Origin of the sequence: Rhizobium brockwellii (genome assembly GCF_000769405.2) — a bacterium.
Lineage (GTDB): Bacteria > Pseudomonadota > Alphaproteobacteria > Rhizobiales > Rhizobiaceae > Rhizobium > Rhizobium brockwellii.
In genome coordinates, this window is the sequence record NZ_CP053439.1 from 2,531,502 (window position 1) to 2,549,946 (window position 18,445).

Annotated in this window: 23 protein-coding genes; 15 read left to right on the forward strand and 8 right to left on the reverse strand. The window is 62.0% G+C overall.

Annotation, left to right across the window (positions count from 1 at the left end; genetic code table 11):
- Positions 1–484 precede the first annotated feature (484 nt).
- Together RLCC275e_RS12650 and dusA are read left to right on the forward strand one after the other, a co-directional pair.
- On the forward strand, positions 485–697 hold the full coding sequence (locus RLCC275e_RS12650; protein ID WP_003540801.1) for a cold-shock protein: 213 nt from the start codon (positions 485–487) through the stop codon (positions 695–697).
- Between the two features lie 204 nt (positions 698–901).
- Positions 902–1,903 carry a tRNA dihydrouridine(20/20a) synthase DusA gene (gene dusA / locus RLCC275e_RS12655; protein WP_033180710.1) on the forward strand — a complete coding sequence of 334 codons (1,002 nt, stop codon included), beginning with the start codon at positions 902–904 and terminating at the stop codon, positions 1,901–1,903.
- Between the two features lie 38 nt (positions 1,904–1,941).
- Here the strand turns inward: dusA and RLCC275e_RS12660 are convergent, their stop codons facing one another.
- Positions 1,942–2,898 carry a S1C family serine protease gene (locus tag RLCC275e_RS12660; RefSeq protein WP_130727075.1) on the reverse strand — a complete coding sequence of 319 codons (957 nt, stop codon included), beginning with the start codon at positions 2,896–2,898 and terminating at the stop codon, positions 1,942–1,944.
- 632 nt (positions 2,899–3,530) lie between these two features.
- On the opposite strand from RLCC275e_RS12660, the gene RLCC275e_RS12665 reads away from it, so the two are divergent.
- The 6 genes from RLCC275e_RS12665 to RLCC275e_RS12690 all read left to right on the forward strand — a co-directional run bounded on the left by RLCC275e_RS12665 (position 3,531) and on the right by RLCC275e_RS12690 (position 7,601).
- On the forward strand, positions 3,531–4,367 hold the full coding sequence (locus tag RLCC275e_RS12665) for an alpha/beta fold hydrolase (protein ID WP_033180712.1): 837 nt from the start codon (positions 3,531–3,533) through the stop codon (positions 4,365–4,367).
- A 43-nt stretch (positions 4,368–4,410) separates the two neighbouring features.
- Positions 4,411–4,692 (forward strand): hypothetical protein, encoded by a 282-nt coding sequence (locus RLCC275e_RS12670; RefSeq protein ID WP_033180713.1) that lies wholly within the window; start codon positions 4,411–4,413, stop codon positions 4,690–4,692.
- 196 nt (positions 4,693–4,888) lie between these two features.
- Entirely contained in the window at positions 4,889–5,104 is a 216-nt protein-coding gene (locus RLCC275e_RS12675) for a hypothetical protein (protein ID WP_033180714.1), read from the forward strand.
- 376 nt (positions 5,105–5,480) lie between these two features.
- On the forward strand, positions 5,481–5,963 hold the full coding sequence (locus tag RLCC275e_RS12680; protein ID WP_027684042.1) for a BA14K family protein: 483 nt from the start codon (positions 5,481–5,483) through the stop codon (positions 5,961–5,963).
- Positions 5,964–6,228: 265 nt separating this feature from the next.
- A complete protein-coding gene (locus tag RLCC275e_RS12685) occupies positions 6,229–6,750 on the forward strand; it encodes a BA14K family protein (RefSeq protein WP_033180715.1) in 522 nt (173 codons plus the stop codon).
- A gap of 260 nt (positions 6,751–7,010) precedes the next feature.
- Positions 7,011–7,601 (forward strand): GNAT family N-acetyltransferase, encoded by a 591-nt coding sequence (locus tag RLCC275e_RS12690; RefSeq protein WP_033180716.1) that lies wholly within the window; start codon positions 7,011–7,013, stop codon positions 7,599–7,601.
- Between the two features lie 127 nt (positions 7,602–7,728).
- On the opposite strand, the gene RLCC275e_RS12695 is transcribed toward RLCC275e_RS12690, so the two are convergent.
- The 3 genes from RLCC275e_RS12695 to RLCC275e_RS12705 all read right to left on the reverse strand — a co-directional run bounded on the left by RLCC275e_RS12695 (position 7,729) and on the right by RLCC275e_RS12705 (position 10,750).
- Positions 7,729–8,661: a DUF3313 domain-containing protein gene (locus RLCC275e_RS12695; RefSeq protein ID WP_245485026.1), complete on the reverse strand. Its 933-nt coding sequence runs from the start codon at positions 8,659–8,661 to the stop codon at positions 7,729–7,731.
- Between the two features lie 65 nt (positions 8,662–8,726).
- Positions 8,727–10,079 carry a sensor histidine kinase gene (locus RLCC275e_RS12700; protein WP_033180718.1) on the reverse strand — a complete coding sequence of 451 codons (1,353 nt, stop codon included), beginning with the start codon at positions 10,077–10,079 and terminating at the stop codon, positions 8,727–8,729.
- Positions 10,079–10,750, reverse strand: a complete 672-nt coding sequence (locus tag RLCC275e_RS12705) for a response regulator transcription factor (protein WP_033180719.1) — start codon at positions 10,748–10,750, stop codon at positions 10,079–10,081. The genes RLCC275e_RS12700 and RLCC275e_RS12705 overlap by 1 nt, the downstream gene beginning before the upstream one ends.
- Before the next feature lie 140 nt (positions 10,751–10,890).
- Between RLCC275e_RS12705 and RLCC275e_RS12710 the strand changes: the two genes are divergently transcribed.
- On the forward strand, positions 10,891–11,037 hold the full coding sequence (locus tag RLCC275e_RS12710; RefSeq protein WP_165402802.1) for a hypothetical protein: 147 nt from the start codon (positions 10,891–10,893) through the stop codon (positions 11,035–11,037).
- A gap of 15 nt (positions 11,038–11,052) precedes the next feature.
- On the opposite strand, the gene RLCC275e_RS12715 is transcribed toward RLCC275e_RS12710, so the two are convergent.
- Positions 11,053–11,595, reverse strand: a complete 543-nt coding sequence (locus RLCC275e_RS12715) for an NADPH-dependent FMN reductase (RefSeq protein WP_033180720.1) — start codon at positions 11,593–11,595, stop codon at positions 11,053–11,055.
- A 156-nt stretch (positions 11,596–11,751) separates the two neighbouring features.
- Between RLCC275e_RS12715 and RLCC275e_RS12720 the strand changes: the two genes are divergently transcribed.
- From RLCC275e_RS12720 to RLCC275e_RS12730, 3 genes are read left to right on the forward strand one after another with little or no spacing between them, the layout of a single operon-like run.
- Positions 11,752–12,771, forward strand: a complete 1,020-nt coding sequence (locus tag RLCC275e_RS12720; protein WP_033180721.1) for an ABC transporter ATP-binding protein — start codon at positions 11,752–11,754, stop codon at positions 12,769–12,771.
- Positions 12,768–13,568 carry an ABC transporter permease gene (locus RLCC275e_RS12725; RefSeq protein WP_033180722.1) on the forward strand — a complete coding sequence of 267 codons (801 nt, stop codon included), beginning with the start codon at positions 12,768–12,770 and terminating at the stop codon, positions 13,566–13,568. Before RLCC275e_RS12720 ends, RLCC275e_RS12725 begins: the two co-directional genes overlap by 4 nt.
- A 2-nt stretch (positions 13,569–13,570) precedes the next feature.
- Positions 13,571–14,374, forward strand: a complete 804-nt coding sequence (locus RLCC275e_RS12730) for an ABC transporter permease (RefSeq protein ID WP_033180723.1) — start codon at positions 13,571–13,573, stop codon at positions 14,372–14,374.
- A gap of 15 nt (positions 14,375–14,389) precedes the next feature.
- On the opposite strand, the gene RLCC275e_RS12735 is transcribed toward RLCC275e_RS12730, so the two are convergent.
- A complete protein-coding gene (locus RLCC275e_RS12735; protein WP_003560408.1) occupies positions 14,390–14,911 on the reverse strand; it encodes a winged helix-turn-helix transcriptional regulator in 522 nt (173 codons plus the stop codon).
- Between the two features lie 92 nt (positions 14,912–15,003).
- Between RLCC275e_RS12735 and RLCC275e_RS12740 the strand changes: the two genes are divergently transcribed.
- Both RLCC275e_RS12740 and RLCC275e_RS12745 read left to right on the forward strand, forming a co-directional pair.
- Entirely contained in the window at positions 15,004–15,645 is a 642-nt protein-coding gene (locus RLCC275e_RS12740) for a dihydrofolate reductase family protein (protein WP_033180724.1), read from the forward strand.
- A 288-nt stretch (positions 15,646–15,933) separates the two neighbouring features.
- Positions 15,934–16,137: a hypothetical protein gene (locus RLCC275e_RS12745; RefSeq protein ID WP_003560412.1), complete on the forward strand. Its 204-nt coding sequence runs from the start codon at positions 15,934–15,936 to the stop codon at positions 16,135–16,137.
- 138 nt (positions 16,138–16,275) lie between these two features.
- Here the strand turns inward: RLCC275e_RS12745 and RLCC275e_RS12750 are convergent, their stop codons facing one another.
- On the reverse strand, positions 16,276–16,920 hold the full coding sequence (locus tag RLCC275e_RS12750) for a TetR/AcrR family transcriptional regulator (RefSeq protein ID WP_033180725.1): 645 nt from the start codon (positions 16,918–16,920) through the stop codon (positions 16,276–16,278).
- An 88-nt stretch (positions 16,921–17,008) separates the two neighbouring features.
- Between RLCC275e_RS12750 and RLCC275e_RS12755 the strand changes: the two genes are divergently transcribed.
- A complete protein-coding gene (locus RLCC275e_RS12755) occupies positions 17,009–17,662 on the forward strand; it encodes an O-methyltransferase (protein ID WP_003560417.1) in 654 nt (217 codons plus the stop codon).
- A gap of 69 nt (positions 17,663–17,731) precedes the next feature.
- Here RLCC275e_RS12755 and RLCC275e_RS12760 read toward each other — a convergent pair whose 3' ends face one another.
- Positions 17,732–18,352 carry a TetR/AcrR family transcriptional regulator gene (locus tag RLCC275e_RS12760; protein ID WP_033180726.1) on the reverse strand — a complete coding sequence of 207 codons (621 nt, stop codon included), beginning with the start codon at positions 18,350–18,352 and terminating at the stop codon, positions 17,732–17,734.
- Between the last annotated feature and the right edge of the window lie 93 nt (positions 18,353–18,445).

Consider the following 18,445-nt stretch of genomic DNA (forward strand, 5'->3'; position numbering starts at 1 on the left):
TCAATTCACTGGATCGATTGCTCCGCTCCTCACCCTCACCATGAGACTGATCGGTGTGCCTGCCGCCCCGCCCCCGAACAAAAAACCTGCCCGGCTGTCGAATCTGCCGCTCATCCCGTTTCGGCACGGAATCCCGATATGGCACAGCCGTGCAAGAATCCGTTAACCCATCGTCAAGTATCTGAATCTTCGGCATTTCCTGACATCGATGCGGGCATGGCACAATAATCCCGCTTGCTTTTTGCCCGAAATGCTGGCACGAATTGACTTACTCGGGCATTTGCATGCCGGTGACTGGACTGATGTGGTAATCCCTTCCGTTTGGAAGGCGGCGCGGGACTACCCGCCTACGTAGACGTTCTTTCCCCGTACGTGACTTCTCCGACTGACCCTTCGTCCCAACCGATCGGGGCGAAAGCTAAAGCCGTCCGCTTCCTCTCGGGGGCGCGGATACTACACAGACTAAGGGAAAAGGACGATCCCAATGGCCACCAAGGGCACCGTAAAATTCTTCAACCAGGACAAGGGTTTTGGTTTCATCACGCCGGACGGCGGCGCAAAGGACGTTTTCGTCCATATCTCTGCGCTGCAGGCTTCTGGCATTCAGTCGTTGCGCGAAGGCCAGCAGGTTACCTTCGACACCGAGCCGGACCGCATGGGCAAGGGCCCGAAGGCTGTCAACATCTCGGCTTCGTAAGTCAGACTTCCGCGAACGCGGCATGAACGGCGCTCCGCAAGGAGCGCCGTTTTTGCTTGTGGTGCTCGCTCAGTTTGTCGATCGCATCACCAAGTGTTATATGCGCGCTTTATGGATGATCCCGTCCCTGCGGCGGTGCGGTGCCGCATTGCGGCAGAGGGCACCGCAGTGCGGCGCCCGGGAACAACGAACAATGGAACGTCGATGACGCAGAAGAGGCCAATTTTTGCGGTCGCCCCGATGATCGACTGGACGGATCGGCATTGCCGCTATTTCCACCGGCAGATCAGCCGCGAGGCGCTGCTCTATACCGAGATGGTGGTGGCCGATGCAATCATCCACGGCCCACGCGACCGGCTGCTCGGTCATGACGCTGCCGAGCATCCGCTGGCGCTGCAGCTCGGCGGTTCGGACCCGTCAAAGCTCGCCGACGCGGTGAAGATCGCCGAGCCCTACGGCTATGACGAGATCAACCTCAATGTCGGCTGCCCCTCCGACCGTGTGCAGTCGGGCACCTTCGGCGCCTGCCTGATGCTGACGCCGGAAACGGTGGCCGAATGCATTGCGGCGATGAAGAGGGTTGCGACCGTGCCGGTGACGGTGAAATGCCGGATCGGCGTCGACGAGCAGGAGCCGGAACAGGCACTGCCCGAGCTGATCACCCGCGTTCTCGATGCCGGCGCCGACGCGATCTGGATCCATGCGCGCAAGGCCTGGCTAAAGGGCCTGAGCCCTAAGGAAAATCGCGAGATACCGCCGCTCGACTATGAGATCGTCTATCGGATGAAACAGCGCTGGCCCGATGTCTTCATCGGCATCAACGGCGGCATCCGCACGCTCGACGAAGCCGCAGCCCACCTCGCCCATGTCGACGGCGTCATGCTCGGCCGCGCCGCCTATCAGAATGCCGCGATCCTAGCCGACATCGACCAGCGCTTCTTTGGTGCGCCTGCGGCCGAACCGGATTGGGAGGCCCTGCGTGACCGGATGATGGCCTATGCCGAACGCCACATCGCTAGCGGCGGCCGGCTGCAGCACGTGGCCCGCCACATGGTCGGCCTCTTCACCGGCCTGCCCGGCGCAAGGCGCTACCGCCAGATCCTCTCCACCGATGCCGCTAAGGCCGGCGCCGGGCCGGAGGTGCTGGCGGCGGCCTTTGCGGCGGTGGATTTTTCGGGGACGGAGCAGGAAGCGGTCAGCGCCTGACTTAAGGTGATGTCTTGTCACGGCGCCGAAGCGCGGCGTCAAGACCGCGCCATCGGCAGCAAGATCTTCCTCTCGATCCGGCCCGCCACCGAGAACACCAGGATTTCCGTATCCCTGCCAATCCTGCTGCCATCCATCAATCGGACGATATCATCGACGCCGCCGACCGGGCTGCCATCGATGGCGAGAATATAATCGCCCTCCTGCAGCCCTCCCTTTGCCGCCGGCCCGTCGGCTTCGACGCGCCGGATGCGAACCGAGGTCGTCTGTGTCGTGCCTGCCGCAAGCGCCACCCGGCGCGGCAGCACGATCGTGTCGCCTGCTATGCCGATGAAGGCGCGCCGGACCTGGCCGTAGCGCAGAATCTCCGAAACCACGAAATTGGCCGTATTCGACGCCACGGCAAAGGCGATGCTCTGCGCGCCCTGGATGACGGCAGTGTTGACGCCGATGACCTCTCCGCCTGACGACACCAACGGCCCGCCGGAGTTGCCGGGATTGAGCGCCGCATCGGTCTGGATGACGTCCTCCATCGGCCGGCCGCTGGCAGCCCGCATCGACCGGCCGAGCGCCGAGACGATACCGGCGGTAACCGTCCATTCGAAGCCGAGTGGGTTTCCGATCGCGATTGCGATATGCCCCCTGCGCAGGCGCTGGGAGTCTCCGAGCTTCGCCCAGGCGCCGGTGCTTGTATTGGCGCGAATGAGGGCGATATCGGTATCCACATCCCGGCCGAGCACGCGGCCCTCGGTGACGTAACCGTCAGGCGTGGTGATGCGAACGACCTTGGCGTCGTCGACGACATGGTTGTTGGTGATGATCAGACCGTCAGGCGAGACGGCGAATCCCGACCCGTGCCCTTGCCGGCCTCCCACCCTCTCGATCCGGCTGACGGCCGGCCCGACGATATCGACTGCGGCTGCGATCGATTGCGAATAGGCATCGATCAGCGCCCCATCATTCTGAGGCGCTATGTCCTTATCCATGTAACCCATGATTTGATCCTCAGGCGGCAATAACGGCCGTCCCGCCGCCGGCGAAGCGGCCGCGATTGCGACGGTTCGCCATTGTGCTGTTGTGTGAGGATTAGATGGTTGGGCATAGACCCGCGTTCAAGTGAGCGGCAGCGGCGGTCTGCAATGCGCGCAACGCAGAGAACGCCAACCCACCTACCCGGACAGATATATTGAACTACCCGGACAGATATCTTGAACGAACGGCAAAAAATTGGCTCATTGCAGCCATTCGCCCGTCAAATCAGCTGCCTTCGCTGCGCCATGACGAACCTGCCTGAGGTGTCCAACAGGCCGACATACCGGGGATCAAAAAGATGTTCGCAGCACTAAGCAGCCAGGCGAGGATCGCCAAATCCCGTCCCGTCATGCGAGATGGGCGGATGTTGCCGCCCATCTCGCGAAACCATACAAACGTCTGTCATATCAATAGAATAGAAAGAGCCATTCAATAAGCATATCAGCATATTTCGAGCCGGTTGATCCCCTCAGGCGTGATCTTCTTGCCCCAAGCCTCCGGCGCAACAACGCTCGTGGCCTTGCCAATTCTGCCGGCAACGGCGCAAACTTCTGACCGCATTAATCCAACCAACCCCAACCAATGGAGCCAAAAGATGAGCACGGTCACAACCAAGGACGGCGTCGAGATCTTCTACAAGGATTGGGGGCCGAAGACCGCCCAGCCGATCATGTTCCATCATGGCTGGCCGTTATGCTCCGACGACTGGGATGCCCAGATGCTGTTCTTCCTTGAGAAGGGCTACCGCGTCGTCGCCCATGACCGGCGCGGCCACGGCCGCTCCACCCAGGTGGGCGACGGTCACGATATGGATCACTACGCCGCCGATGCCGCAGCCGTCGTCGAGCATCTCGATCTCAGGAACACCGTCCATGTCGGCCATTCCACCGGCGGCGGCGAAGCGACCCATTACGTCGCCCGCCACGGCCAGCCGCAGGGCCGCGTCGCCAAGCTCGTCATCATCGGGGCCGTGCCGCCGATCATGGTGAAGTCAGGTGCCAATCCCGGCGGCCTGCCGATCGAAGTCTTCGACGACCTGCGCCAGCAGCTCGCCGCCAACCGCTCGCAATTCTATCGCGATCTGCCGGCCGGCCCGTTCTACAGCTTCAACCGGCCGGGCGCGAAAGTGTCGGAGCCGATCATCAACAATTGGTGGCGCCAGGGCATGATCGGCGGCGCCAAAGCGCATTACGACGGCATCAAGGCCTTTTCGGAAACCGACTTCACCGAAGACCTGAAGATCATCACCGTGCCGACCTTCGTCATGCACGGCGACGACGACCAGATCGTGCCGATCGCCGATTCCGCCCTGCTCTCGTCCAAGCTGCTGCAGAACGCCACGCTGAAGGTCTACGAGAAATTCCCGCACGGCATGTGCACCACCCATGCCGACATCATCAATCCCGACATCCTCGCCTTCATCAAAGGCTGATCCGTGATGTTGCCGGGCGCCGATCAGGCGCCCGGTTGCCACGATGGCTTGCCATCTTGCACGCCGGCGTTCTGGCCACGTCGATCGATTGACGGCCAGAGACTCATTTTCCCATGAAACCGTTTTCGCCGATTTGCGTTTAGCGGCCATGAAAAGAGAACGTGAACCCTCATCAAAGGCTTACCGGCAAGATCGCTTCGAAAACACCGAGCGCGCCGCCAAGGAAACCATCGAGGCGGAGCAGCGGGCTCGCCTCGAAAAAACCAAGCGGTTGAAAGAGCTGCGCCTCTCGCAGCAACGCGCCAAGGACCCCGCAACCAAGTAGATCTCACTTTCGCACTATCCGGTCGACACGCCGGTCGGTCCCATATCCATGCCCTGAAGCCCTCGCCCGCATCTTGCCGTGCGAGGCCCCGAATTGTTTTTGAATTTCGGACCTTCGCCCATCTTGCAGAGCAAAGATCGCGAAATTATCTTTTTTCACGAAAGCGATTCACGGCATCGAAGAAGGGCAGATTGCGATGTCAGACAAGCTGTTCAGCACGCGTGACGAACCGCTCGCCTCTGAAGACCTCGATGTGTGCAGGCGTGTCCATGAAGCTCTGTGTAGCGAGCTAAAGATCGACAGGTTAGGCGAGGAAGCCGACCGTCTTGGCGCTCTCATCATCGAGCTTTACCGCCAGGGTGTGCATGACGAAAGCCAGCTCCGATTGCTGGCCGGCGGAAGGCGAGCCTGATAGCGCGAGACGTCAGCAGCTTTCTCCATTTCCCTCGGCGTCAAGCCTGCTCTGATCCGCCACCATCGCGGGATTGGCTGCATGTCTTCCGGACGGCCTTGGTGTCATAGATGACGGTGGAGCGCCCATTGACGGTTTGGTTTGAAGGCTCACGAACTACGGGCTCCCAGCTGATCGGGCAGGTCAGTCTCGACGCGACGGCGCGTCTGGGGTTGAACCGACTGCTGACTGAACGACCGGTGGCCTGTCGACTTGGCCAATTATTACCTACGTTAGTGATCGCGCACATACGCCGCCTGCTTCCATCCCAAAATGAAACCTATTCCCTTCCGCTGCGTTATCCCCTCGATACATCCGTTGACCCAAGGTGAGTGAAATGAACAGATTCGCCATTATTGCCCTGTCGATAACGACGGCCTTCTCCGGAATGCCGGCCTCGGCAGGTCCGGCTTTTGTGCCGAGCCCGGTGCAATCGGCGCAGCCGGCGCCTCAAAATACCGATGCCCGCATCACGACCGTCGGCTGCAATAACTTCACCAACTGCCCGGGTCAGTTCGGTAATAATCGCAGATGGTATCGTAACCGCAATCACTATCGTGACCGGAACTACGACCGCGACGACCGTTATGGCTGGGATCGCCGCTATGATCGGCGGTATCGCCGCCATGACAATACCGGTGCCATCATCGGCGGTCTGGCGGCCGGCGCCCTCCTCGGCGGTATCATCGCTTCGCAGCCGCGCACGCGTGCCTATAGTTCTGGTTCACATGCGGAGTATTGCTACAGCCGTTATCGGTCCTATCGCGCCTCCGACAATACCTACCAGCCGAATTACGGCCCACGCCGCCAGTGCCGCTAGCCGGCCAGTCCATCAGAGCAAGCCTCGCATGAAAGTGCGGGGCTTTTTGATAGCCGAAAGCCCGTTACGCGGTTTTACCTGCGACACCGTAGACTGTCGCGCCGTCCAGCAAATCGCCTTGCCCCCTCTCGACCAGCTCTATATGTATTAAAGCACGGTATGTTAGCAGATGCGCACATACATAACCCCTCTCCATCCCAAAATGAAACCTATTCCCCTCCCCCGCGTTATCCCCCAATACATCCGATGACCCAAGGTGATTGAAATGAACAAATTCGGCATCATTGCCCTGTCGATAGCGACGGCCTTCTCGGGAATGCCGGCCTCGGCAGCCCCGGTCTTCGTGCCAAGCCCGACGCTATCGGCCCAGCCGGCGCCTCAAAATACCGATGCCCGGATCATGACCGTCGCCTGCAACCCATACTCCATCGTCTGCTCGGGCGATGGCGATAACCGCAGATCCTACCGCAACCGCGACCGCGACAACGATCGAGACCGCGACCGCCGCAGCTACCGCGACCGCCGCTACGACCGTGACGACCGCTATGGCGGGGACCGCCGCTACGATCGCCGGTATCGCCGATATGACAACCGATATGACAATAACGGTGCCGTCATCGGCGGCCTGGCAGCCGGCGCCCTCCTGGGCGGCATCATCGCTTCGCAGCCGCGCGCACGTGCCTATGGTTCTTCGCATGCGGAGTACTGCTATAGCCGCTACCGGTCATACCGCGCCTATGACAATACCTACCAGCCGAACTACGGCCCGCGCCGCCAGTGCCGCTAATCCGGCCCATCCATCAGAGCAAGCCTCGCATGAAGATGCGGGGCTTTTTGATGGCCGAAAGCCCGCTACACGGCTTCCGATCGCCGGTCGGTCGTGTTCGCGCGGCCAAGATTAGTCAGCCCACTTAGTTAGGCGACGCGAACCTAAAGCAAGCCGCGCAAAAGTGTGCAGCGGTTTTGCGATAGCGACGTGCGTTGGAAATAAAGAGCTAAAGCGTCAGGAGCGAATCTGAAAGATCGCGACACGAACCTAGGTCCGAAATGACATCTGGAGATGCAGCAAAGCCCGCCGGCCCCGTCGTCCTGCTGCCGCCGGATCTGGAGAACCTGTCAGGCTTCGAAGCGGCGCTCGCCGCCGGCTGGTCTCCCGATCCGCGCCGCGCGAGCGACGAAACCTATGTTCGCGGCGAGCTTCAGCGACTGCGCCAGGACCGGGCGAAGTTCCTCGGCGATCTCATTCCTGATGGCAGGCGGCACGCCGGGTCCGGATCGCCGCCTCTGACCACCCGTCTGTTCTGGATCTGGGACGGCGAATTCTGCGGCAGCATCAGCCTACGTTTTCAAGTGGGCACCGAGGAATTGCCGCCCGAGGTGTCGGGCCATGTGGGATATTCCGTCGTGCCGTGGAAACAGCGCAATGGCCACGCGACAACCGCGCTAAGCCTTCTCATGGCCGTGGCATCGAAGGAAGGCCTCGACCGCCTGGTCGTCCTCTGCAACGAGGACAACGACGCCTCGCGGCGCGTGATCGAGCGCAATGGCGGCGAATTGTTCATGCGCGGCCCGCACTCCTCCGACAGGCCCGATCAGATCAAACTGTATTTCTGGCTGAAGCCCGGAGCCGCCGGCTGACGTGAGCTCGACGGATTTCCAGACGGACGGAGCACAAGCCTTGCCCGCCTTTGCTCCGTCCGTCCCTTCAGCCTGGGGCTGGCTGAGTGCTTGTCGCGCAGCGGCTGCCGCCGGCGCGCATCGTCTCTCAATAGGTCGCGGCCGGTTTCGGCTTTTTCTCGGTCCATTGCGGCGGCGCGCCATATTTGGCGGCCACAGCCCCCATCAGTCCGGGCGGCCGGCCGAAGGCGTCGCAGGCGGCGTATTTCGGTTTGCCGCCGAGCCAGGATTTCATCCGCTGCCCCGTGGGCAGCGAGATATCCAATCCCTTCGGCTCCTTGCCTTTGATCAGCATGCGGGAAAACTCGCTGCTGAATTTCGAAGCCAGGCTATAGGCGTCGCCGACTTCGGAAACGCGAGGATTGTTCTGCAGCGAGTTTGCTCCGCGCGACCAGACGATCGCCGCCCGCTGCACGCCACCGCTGTCGACGGCTTCCGCCTCGACCGCCAGTCCGCCGAGGCCGGCCGGCAGCCGCGGCACGCCGACCGGCAGCACAAAACCGGTGCCGACGGTCACGGCGGTCGAAACACCAGCCATCGCCTTGTTGGTCGGCACGATGTCGGTGACGACCGAGCGGATTGTCAGGTCCGCCGGCTGGCCCGCTGAGACCAGCTGATATTTGTCGCTGAGCGAAATGCAGAGCGCCCGGTCCAGCGCGTTCGCCACCATCACGCGGTCGGCGTCCGATTTGACGCGGGTCGCGGCGCTGAAGGCGAAGGTCGTCGGCACGATGCTCACCGTCTTTGCCGGGCTAAGGCGCGTCCCATCGACATAGACGCGCGATTTCGACAGCCTGCCCTTCGGCGCGCCGAGATTACCATAGGAAGAAAGCGTGCCGGCCTCCTTCAGTGGCACCGAGCTGCAACCGGCCGCGGCCATGGCGAGCGCCAGCGGCAGAGCGAGGGACAAGCCTCTCGACGCCACGGGGAAGGAAAATGGGAATGGATTGCTGCGCACGCTGTCTGGCCTCCGTCGCCGATGAACTCGGGCGAAAGTGGCGGTCGAGAATTGCCGCAACATTACAGTTTTCTTCCCAGAGCCTTTCCTGGTCAGACCCAGGTGGATGCTGCTGAGCAGTCCCGACCTTATGCGAGTTCGATCGTCACCTGCGTCCCGGCAGCACTGCTCTCGATGCTGACCTCGCCGCCATGGTTTGCGGCGACCTGCTTGACGAGGCTGAGGCCGAGACCGGCGCCACTGCTCTTCGGGGTGACGCGATAGAATGGCTCGAACACCAGCTCCCGGTGTTCGGCCGGAATACCCGGCCCTTCGTCGGCGACGGTGATCCGGCCGCCGCCGGAAGGCGAGCGCGACACCGAAACCGTGACCATGCCGCTATTGCCGCCATGGTCAATGGCATTGCGCACGAGGTTGCTCATGGCCCGTGGCAGGGCGGAAGGGCTGCCCTTGCGTTCGAGCCTCTCGACCTCGCTTTGAAACGAAATTTGGTAGCCGGCGCCGATCGCCAGTGGCGCGAGATCGGCCACCACGCCGCGGGCGATCTCGACCAGATCGACGGGTTCGTCGAGGTCAGCCGCCTGATCGTTGCGCTCGAAATCGAGCAACTGCTCGGCCGCGTGCCCAAGCCGCGCCACGTCGTCGAGCAGCCGCTGCCGCTCGCGCCCGTCGGGCATGCCGTCGATCCGCGTCTGCATGATGGCGATAGGGGTCCGAAGCTCATGCGCCGCGTCCATCAGAAATCGCTGGCGTTTCCGGAATTCGCTCTCGAGCCGCTCCAGAGTGCCGTTGAAGGCGTTCACCAGCGGCGCCACTTCCCGGGGAATGCCGTCCACGGGAAGGCGCGCGCCACGCCGGCGCGGCTCGATCTCAGCCGCCTCGCGCGCCACCTCGCTGATCCCCCGGAGCGCGCGTCCGACGATCCGCGGCACGGCGAGGAAGACAGCCGGCAGGGAGACCGCAAGCAGCGGTATGTAGATGGGATAGGTCTCAATCAGCATGGTCAGGAAGGTCGAACTCCTGCTCGGGTCTCCACCATACATTACCCTGAAGGTGCCGAGCCGCGTTTCCATCGCGTCGATCGACGCGCTCTCGTCCGTCTCCTTGGCGCCGCGAATGTCGCCCTCCTTGATGAGGCGGATGTAGTCGGCAAGCCCGCGATAAGCCTGGGGGATCGCGCCGTAGGAGACCGTCCGCCCATCCTGGTCCGCGACGATGAACCAGAGTCTTTCGGCTTCCGCCTTGAACGACCTGAGACGCGGGCTGTCGGTAATCACGAGCCTGCCGTCAGCCTCCCGCCCCAGCGCTTCGTCGAGCACCGCGGTAAGCTCATCCTCCGTGCCCACATTGGGCGAGAGGATCATCGCGCCATAGACGCAGAGCCCGACGATGACAGCCGCCACCACGGCGACGAAGACGATACTCAGCTGCCAGCTGAGCCGCCACCAAAGCGACGGATTGGCGTATTGCGCCTTGGCCATCATTCTTCCTTCATGAGATAGCCGACACCGCGGATATTGTGGATCGCAACACCCGCGCCGGCATCGATCAGCCGCTTGCGCAACCGTGAAATATGCGCGTCGAGCGCATTCGACTGGATTTCCTCCTCGTAGTTATAAACCGCCGCCTCCAGCGTCGAGCGCAGCACCGTCTTCTCTTTGCGCCTTGCGAGTGCCGCCAGCACCAGAAGTTCGCGCCGGGGCAGATCGAGCGGCGTAGCGTCGACGGTGACCCCGAGATGCAGCGGGTCGATCACCAACCGCCCGGCCGTGATCTTGAGTTCGGCCAGTTCAGGCGATCGCCGCAGCACGGCCCTGAGCCGCGCCATCAGCTCCTCGACCAGGAACGGCTTTCCGAGATAGTCGTCCGCCCCGAGGTCGAGGCCCTCGATCCGCTCCTTCGGTTCGTTCAGCGCCGTCATCACGATGATCGGCGTATACTTCCCCGTCCGCCTGAGCTCCGGAATGAAACTCAGCCCCTCTCCGTCGGGCAAACGCCGGTCGAGCAGGATCGCATCGTAGAGGTTTTGCCGCGTCAGCTCGACGGCGTCTGCCAGATGCATCGTGTGATCGGTGACGATCCCATGTTTGCCGAGTGCGGCCGACAGCGCCTCGGCCAGCTCCCTCTCATCCTCTATAAGCAGTATCCGCATCGCCCGTCCATTGTCTCGCTCACCCCCTCTGTCTGCCACAAGGGTTGCGGCAGCATTGCGGAGCTTGCAAGGCAGCCGGTCATGCTGCTGCAATTGTTGAGGTCCAGCACAAAGAATATTCGCGGCAGCTGGAGATCAAGATGATCCGACCTATCCTCCGTCTCCTGACGAGACACTTCCTCTCCGCCTTCATCCTGGCCACGCTGCTCGCAGCCCCGCTCGTCATTCTGCACACGCTTCACGAAAAGACGGCATTCGAGAACGGCCTGCTGATGGACGTCCGATGATGCCACGAGCGAACCTCAGGCAGTCTTACTGTCTGCCATGCAATAGGCCGAGAAGGCCTGAAGATAGGCCTGCACCCTGGAACGGTTCTCCGCTGCCTCGACGGCCTTGAACACCTCGGCCGGCTCCAGCTTCATCAGAGGAAGCCTGAGGAAGATATCGCCCGCGAACCGGTCGGTGATGGTCGCAAGGATAGTTCGAAGACCGGCCAGCATGTCGTCGCCCCGATGCGATGCATGCAGCAGGGCGATCGGCTTATGGACGATATCATCTCCCGATACGAACCAGTCGATCGCATTCTTGAGGCCGCCGGGGATGGACCGCACATATTCCGGGCTGGCAATGATCAAACCGTCGCTCTGAGCGATCAAATCGATGAAATCCCGCACCGCCTCCGGCAGAGATTCTCCCTCGAGGTCAGGCGAGAATACCGGCAACCGTCCGACGCCGTCGAAGATCGAAACCTCGATATCGCTGGGCGCTATGGCACGGATCGCCCGCAGCATAGCCGTGTTGGTGGAATTGCGCCGGGCGCTGCCGGATATAGCGAGAATCTTCAAGAGCCCAACAGGAAATGATTGATCATGGCTGTCAACGCAAAAGACTAGGTGCGATTGAGCAACGCCAAAAAAGCGACTTTTGCTTGAACTGGCCAAGCCCCGCGTTAGCCTGGGTACTGCTGCCGAATCGGCTGGAATTACCCTTGAGGAATACACATGTCGGCTTTGATCGAGGCATGGGGCGTCAGCAAACGCTTCCGGCAGCACAAGCGATTTCCCGGCCTGCTGGGCGCACTGAAGACGTTGGTGACCAACGAATATACGGAAGTTCTAGCCGTTTCCGACATCGGTTTCGACATCGCGGCGGGCGAAGCTGTTGGCTATCTCGGCCCGAATGGCGCCGGCAAATCGACGATGATCAAGATGATGACCGGCATCCTGGTGCCGAGCGCCGGCACGCTCTCGGTGCTCGGCCGGACACCGCATCTGCGGCGAATGGACAATGCCCGCGAGATCGGCGTTGTTTTTGGCCAGCGCAGCCAGCTGTGGTGGGACCTGCCGCTGGTCGACAGTTTCACCCTGCACCAGCGCATCTATGATATCCCCGTCGCGCGTTATGCGGATAATCTCCGGCGATTCAGCGAATTGCTTGATTTGACGCCCTTTCTCGACCGCGCGGTGCGCCAGCTGAGCCTCGGTCAGCGCATGCGCGCCGAGATCGTCATGTCGCTGCTGCACGATCCCAAGATCCTCTTTCTGGACGAGCCGACCATCGGGCTTGATGTGGTCGCCAAGGATGCCGTGCGGCGTTTTCTCTCCGAGATCAACCGTGAGCGCGGCGTCACCATCATTCTCACCACCCATGACCTGCAGGACATCGAGACCATCTGCCCGAGGCTGATTATGGTCGATCACAGCAGGCTCATCTTCGACGGCGAGTTGAAGAGCCTGCGCGCTGCATTGGGCTCTGCCCGGCGGCTGACACTCGAATTTGCCAGCGACCCTGGACCGCTGCCATTGCGCACCGCGACCCTCGTCAGCGACGAGGGCTTGCGCAAGAACTATCTCATCGAGCGTGAAGACATCTCGCTGGTCGCAATCCTGTCGGAGGTGGGCAGCGGGCGCGGCCTGAAGGACGTGGCGCTGCACGAGCCCGACATCGAAGAGGTCATCCGTACCTTCTACCAGCGGCGCAACGCCGACCAGCGTAACAATGCCAAGGCCCGGGCATCATGAGCGCCTATTTCGCCTTCGCGCGCAGTTCCTTCCATTCGCAGCTCGCCTACCGCAACGAAGTATGGGCCAATATCTTCGGCAAACTCGTGCAGGTCTTTGCGCGTGTCGCCATCTGGCAGGCGGCCTATGCCGGCATTGGCGGCACCGTGGTCGACGGCGTTTCCCTGCAGCAGATGGTGACCTATGCCCTGCTCGGCGGCGCTGTGATGGGCGCAACCCGTCCTGAAAGGATCATTGGCGAAATCGGCCGGTCGCTCAAGACAGGCGATATCGCGGTCTGGCTGCTCAAGCCCTTGTCCTATCCGCTCTATCTCTTCGCCAACGAATGCGGCAGCTTCGGTTATCGCCTGATGACCCAGGTCATTCCGACCGTCGTCTTCACCGCATTGTTTTACGGCATGCTGCCGCCGGCAAGCCTGTTCGATGGCCTGATGTTCATCGCCTTCTGGGCGCTGTCCTTTACGCTGCTGTTTCTGATGTCGGCGCTCTTCGGCCTCGTCGCGTTCTGGCTGATGACGAGCTTCTCGCTGGACTGGATCCTGGGCGCCCTGCTGCAATTATTCTCGGGCCTGCTGATACCGTTCTGGTTCTTCCCCGAACCGCTGGCCGCGATTGCCCGCCACCTGCCCTTCGCCTGGGTGGTCTATTATCCCAATGCCGTCTATCTCGGCAGGCTTTCCACTGCCGATGTCTGGCTCCATTTCGGCCTCGGTCTCGGCTGGGCCGCGTTGTTCCTTACCGGCGTCCTTTGGCTGTGGCGCTGCGCCTCTGGCCGCATCACGGTGCAGGGAGGTTGATGATGCTCATTCATCACCTGCGCGTCCTTCCGCTGCTGGTCCGGATGCATGTCCGCTCCCAGATGGAATATCGCGGCGCCCTCTGGCTCGACCGTCTTGCGCAGATCCTTTCCTATGGCAGCGTCTTCGCCACCATCGGCATTCTGCTCGCCCGCTTCGACACGCTCGGAGGCTGGACCTGGCCGGAGCTGGCGCTGTTGTTCAGCTTCCAATTGCTGGCTTATTCGCTCGGTGCCGCGATGAGCTTCGTGCAATTGCGCGACCTCGAAGAACTGGTGCGGCTCGGCACTTTCGACACGCTGTTGGTCAAGCCTTTCAGTCCCTGGGCCTATCTGGTCTTTTCCGGCCTCAATATCGGCTATACCGGCCACGTCATCCTCGCGGTGGCGCTGATGGGCTGGGCCGTTCTGTCCATCGACTTCGCCTGGTCGGTCTGGTCCGCTTCGTTCCTTATTGCTGCGCTCATCAGCGCGACGCTGTTGACCGCTGCCCTCATCACCATGATCGGCGCTACGGCGCTGATCTGGGTGCGCTCCAACCACCTGTTCTCGATCTTCTTCGGCTTTTGGGAATTGACGCGCTACCCGCTCAACATTTTCCCCGGCGGCATCCAGACCATCCTCATCACCGCGGTTCCGCTGGCCCTCACCAGTTCGGTCCCTGTTGGCGCCCTGCTCGGCAAGCCCATCCCGATCCTTGGGGACTGGGCCGGGCCGGTGTCTCTGGTGGCCGGGCCGATTTGGGTGTTGATGGCAATCGCTCACTGGCGATACGCCACCGGCAAATATCAGGGTGCCGGCGGCTGATCGGGTCAGCCAGCGTCAGGATGCCTGCGACGACGATCTCGCGCGAACCTCGAGAAACGCCGCCGTCAGCTTCGCCAACACCGGCGAGGTGCATGTTCCGTTGGCGCCGCCGATCGGATCGACGATGTGGATCTGCCGCAGATCCTCCATGAACTCGTCCCACAGCGGCGGCCCGCCTTCTTCGAGAAGCTGTGCACGGATGCTCAGCTCCTCGCTCACAGGCAGATGCCGCCGTCCCCAGGCGCCGATCATGGCGAAGACCGGCACGAGCTGGATCGCTGGCTCCAGAAGGCTGTAGATCGCTTTCTGGCTGTGGCTCGGGTCGTCCCGCTTGCTGATGAACCCGAGCGAAAGCAGACGCTTCAGCCTGGCGGCCAGAATGTTGGAGGCAATCCCCTCCTCCGAATGGGTCAGAAGATCGCGGAAATGGCGGCGGTTGCCAAACATGATGTCCCGGATGATGATGAGGCTCCACCGGTCGCCCAGCACTTCCATCGTCAGGTTGATCGGGCAGCCCGACCGCATTTCAATATCCACCAATTCTCTCCTCGAAAAACTGGTTGCAATATAGGATCACTTATGCGACAACGCAACTAGTTTCAATTCGCAATCAGATGGAGGAGAGTAGCATGTCCAAGGTGCGTGTCGCAGCATTTTCCCTTTCCGTGGATGGTCTCGGCGCCGGGCCGGAGCAAAGCATGACCGATCCGCTGGGCAAGCGGGGGACGGAGATGTTCGAATGGTTTTTCCGTACCCGCACCTTCCGCGCGATGATCGGAAAGGACGGCGGTTCTGAAGGCGTCGACGAGGGTTATGCGGCCCGCGGCATGGCCAATTTCGGCGCCTTCATTCTCGGACGCAACATGTTCGGCCCTATCCGCGGCGATTGGCCGGATGATGCCTGGAAGGGCTGGTGGGGACCGAACCCGCCCTATCATGCACCGACCTATATCCTGACGCATTATCCCCGCGAACCGATCGTCATGGAGGGTGGCACGACCTTTCACTTCGTCACCGGCGGCATCGAGGAAGCGCTTGACAAGGCGAAAGCTGCAGCTGGCGACAAAGACGTGAAAATTGGTGGCGGCGTCAGCACTGTCCGCCAATATCTGCAGGCTGGCCTGATCGACGAATTGCATTTCGCCATCTCGCCGGTCGTACTCGGCAAGGGCGAAGCGATGTTCACGGGCATCGACCTGCCGGCCCTCGGCTTCCGCGTTGCCGAGCATGTCGCAACCGAACACGCCACGCATATCGTGCTGGCGAAATAAACGAGCCCCGGTCGGTATCCTAGGCGCTTCCAGATGGAACACTTCGGCCGCATCGAAGGCGTCCGCAACATCAAGACGGAAATCGCGATGCAGAAGATCAAACAATCCTGGCAGGTACCGCTCTGACGACCGCCTGCCGGGACCGTTCGGCTATCACCAAGCCGTGTCAAAATGGCCGTGGTATTGCTGCGGAATGAGCGTAGAGTAAGCGCCATCGGCTCATCGGATCATCGACGCCACCGCTTGGGAGACCATAGGTGCTCCTGCCGCTTCATGGAGGGTACGAAGATGCTCCTGTCGCTCATCTCGCTCAACGATGATGAAATAACCATCGTCACCGATGCCGTTCGGCAATGGTGCTGCGAGAGGAAGCTCGACATCGACAGCATCGAAGGACGCCACGCCATCACCGTTGCCGTCGATCTCGTCCAGATGAACACCGACTGCGAAAGGCTTTTTGCCGAGCTGTCGAAGCAACTGGACCACCAGTAGGACCTACTCCATCCATCTATGCACCATAGCATTCTGCGGGCGCTGGGATGCAGCGCTTTCGCTTACCGCTCCCTCGCGCCGCCGCCCCGGAGCACCAGCATCCAGGAGTGCCGGGCCTAACAGATCGCAGCCGGAATATCATGCCGCGTCCCGGCCAGCCCCAAGCTGTTTGAGGTAGGCACAGAACATATCGGCCATGGCGTCGGCATAGGCGTCGATCTCGGCAGCGCTTCGAGGTGCCTCCGAGAACTCCTTGCCCACCGTGCCGAGCGTCGTGGCGATCAGATCGCCGGCAAGCGCCCGCATCCCCTCCGGCGCAGAAGGCAGCACTTCCTGCATGAACAGTTCGACGATGCGGTCTCCCGATGCCCTCGCCGCCTGCGCCTCCGGTGCATCGCGATAAAGGGGCGCGGCGTCATGGAGCGCCACGCGCATCGCCGCCTCCTCGCACTCCGAGCGGAGGAAGGCATGGACGAGGCGGCGCAGCCGTTCGAGCGGCGGCCTTTGCGCATCGGCGAGGATGCCGCCGAGCATGTCCGTCGTCTGCCGCCATTCGTCGCTCTGCAGCCGGAAGAGGATCGCCGCCTTGTTGGGGAAATATTGGTAGAGCGATCCGATGCTGACGCCCGCCCTTTCGGCCACGCGCGCTGTGGTGAAGCGCTGGGCGCCTTCCCGCGCCAAAACCTGAGCAGCGGCATCCAGGATCGCCGCCACGAGCTCCGCCGAGCGGGCCTGCTTAGGCTGTTTTCGTGAGGAAATCCGGCCCCTTGGACGATCGGTCATGGCAGCGCTCCGCAATGCGAATAGCAAATGCGATGAATTACTCGTATTTTTCGCTCCACACAAGAAGCTGTCACCAAGGAGATATGACATGACGACACTGACCACTGCCCCGCTGGCCCCCCTGCTCAATGGCCTCTTCGAAGAGGCCGCCACGGCGACGAGCCCGGTAATGTCGGCCCTATCAGGTGATGAGCGAATGCGCCTGATCGGCAGCAAGACCGAATATCTCGACCTTTACGGGCGCCTGAAGGATCTCTGGCTTCCCGTCTCGAGGGAGGCCGGCGCGCTGCTCTACATGCTGGCGCGAAGCAGCCGCGCACGAACGATCGTCGAATTCGGCACATCCTTCGGCATCTCGACCCTGCATCTCGCAGCCGCGCTGCGCGACAATGGCGGCGGCCGGCTAATCACCAGCGAGTTCGAGCCGTCGAAGCTGGCCCGCGCCCGCGCCAACCTCACGGCCGGCGGCCTCATCGATCTCGTCGAGATTCGTGAAGGCGATGCCCTTGAGACCCTGGGCACGGATCTCCCGGAAACGATCGATCTGCTGTTCCTCGACGGGGCCAAGGCGCTCTATCGCGATATTCTGGAACTGGTGGAAGACCGCCTGAGGCCGGGCGCCCTCATCATCGCCGACAATGCCGACCTCTGCCCGGAATATCTCGCCCGCGTACGCTCGCCTGCAGCCGGCTACCTCTCGACGCCATTCGAAGAGGATATCGAGCTGTCGATGCGGACCTGATGACACCAGGCCGTTGCCCGGCCGAGCGCGCGTGCCGGCCGGGCAACGGCCCGTTTCATTTTCCGAGCGTCACCGCTGTACGGCGCCGTAGCGCAACCCGTCGACCAGCAGGGAAACCATACGCCGGGCATGTTCGGACCCTTGGGCGTAGGCGTGCATGCTGAGGCTTGCGGCCGCATTCAAAAGATCCTCGGCGGCGATATCGGTGCGCACCTCGCCGGCTGCAGCGGCGGCGTCGAGAAGCGAGCGAAGAGCCGGCTGCAGCCGCTGCTGGAAGTAGGCCGGTAAGACATCGAAGGCTGGGTTGCCGGAGTGCAGGGCCGCCGCAAGCCCGCGCTTGGCCGCAATGAAATCCACAAAACGCTGCATCCATCTGGCCAGCGCTTCGCCTGGCGCATGTTGGGCGGCAAGGATCGGCGCGGCATCGGCGCAGGCGTCGATTTCGCGGCGGAAGACGGCAACGACGAGGTCGGAACGCTCGGGAAAATGCCGGTAAACCGTGCCGATGCCGACACCGGCCTTCTCCGCGATCTCACGCACCGGGGCATCGACGCCGGAGGTCGCAAACACCGTCAATGCCGCCTGAAGCAGCCCGTCGAGATTGCGCTTGGCGTCGGCGCGCACACGCTTGTCCGCCCTTTCCCCGGGCTTCAGGCCGTCCTCCTGATTTTTTCTCTCGTCGCTCATCATTCACTCACTTGCAAAACGGAACATTGTTCCGTATATAAACGGAATACGGTTCCGTTTATGCAAGTTAACACAGCGCGACGGTGTTGGCCACAT